Here is a 1,470-nt window from a genome sequence, read left to right as displayed (position 1 = left end):
GTTGAATTGTCCGCCCGGTCGGTGCGGCCGACACCGTCCGGCCCACCTCGGTGACGGGGCCTGACCCCGGTTCTTGGACACGCTGAATCCAGCATCTGCTGGGGAAGCGAGATGATCGAAGAACCATGGCCAGGAAGAACTACTCCGAGGAGTTCCGTCGTCAGGCCGTCGACTTGTACGAGACCACGCCGGGGGCGACGGTCCGCGAGATCGCCGATGACCTCGGCATCGTCCGCGGCACGTTGCGGCACTGGCTCGAGGTCTACGGGACCGGCAAGAAGACCGCTGCTGACGGGACACTGACAGCGAGCCCGCTGAAGTCCAAGAGCACCCCGCCGCCGACGTCGCCGGAGGAGACACCGGATGCGAAGATCGCCCGGCTCGAAGCCCGGGTCGCCGAGCTCGAGCGGGACCACGCGAAGATCTCGACCGAGCGGGAGATTCTGCAGCGGGCGGCGAAGTATTTCGCCGGGGAGACGCGCTGGTGAGTCGCTTCCAGTTCGTCGCCGACAACTCCGCCACCTTCGAGGTGAAGCGACTGTGTGAGCTCGTCGAGGTCGAGCGCTCGTCCTACTACGCGTGGAAGGCCGGCGCACCTGCCCGGGCGGCCAGGGCTGAGGAAGACCAGCGACTCGCTGAGCGGATCAGGGTCGTCCATGCCGCCGACAACACCCAGGGAGCGCCACGGATCACCGCCGAGCTCAACGACCACGCGACTGCCGGTGAGCGGGTCAACCACAAGCGCGTCGCGCGGGTGATGCGCCTGGAGGGCATCCGCGGCTACGTGAAGAAGCGGAGGGTGCGGACCACGATCCCCGAGCCCTCGGGCCAGAAGTACCCCGACCTGCTCAAGCGCGACTTCACCGCCCCAGCGCCGAACCAGCGCTACGTCGGCGACATCACCTACCTGCCGATCGCCGACGGCAGCAACCTCTACCTCGCGACCGTGATCGACTGCTACAGCCGTCGGCTCGTCGGGTGGGCGATCGCTGACCACATGCGCACCGAGCTCGTCGAAGACGCCCTCAAGGCCGCCGCCGCAACCCGGGGCAGCCTCAAGGGCGCGATCTTCCACAGCGACCACGGGTCGGTCTACTGCTCGAAGGCCTACGCCAAGCTCTGCCGCAACCTCGGCGTCACCCAGTCCATGGGCGCCGTCGGCACCAGCGCGGACAACGCGCTCGCCGAGTCGTTCAACGCCACCATGAAGCGAGAAGTCCTCCAAGACTCCGCCTGCTGGACCGACGAGCTGACCTGCCGCCGGCAGGTCTTCAAGTGGCTCGTCCGCTACAACACCAAGCGACGCCATTCCTGGTGCCGCTACACCTCGCCGGTCGCCTACGAGACCGGCTACACCGCTACGCTGCGACCTGCTGCGTAATCACACCCGTGTCCAAGATCCGGGGGTAGGGCCCGACCTCATCAGGAGACTGCCCGGCCCTCGGGCCGTGGCCCATCACAGATTCGCCC

General features: G+C 67.5%; 1 protein-coding gene. It reads left to right on the top strand.

Annotated features, from left to right (window positions below; genetic code table 11):
• Positions 1 to 125: 125 nt before the first annotated feature.
• Positions 126 to 1,381 (top strand): IS3 family transposase gene (locus tag FM110_RS12040; protein ID WP_407641046.1). Its coding sequence is split into 2 segments (ribosomal slippage): positions 126 to 468 and positions 468 to 1,381, totalling 1,257 coding nucleotides; the frame shifts between segments, so codons are not numbered across the junction.
• Positions 1,382 to 1,470: the final 89 nt, after the last annotated feature.

This window comes from Brachybacterium nesterenkovii, from assembly GCF_900163655.1.
In the GTDB taxonomy this organism is placed as follows: Bacteria; Actinomycetota; Actinomycetes; order Actinomycetales; family Dermabacteraceae; genus Brachybacterium; species Brachybacterium nesterenkovii.
This window is presented reverse-complemented; position numbering and strand designations above follow the sequence as displayed.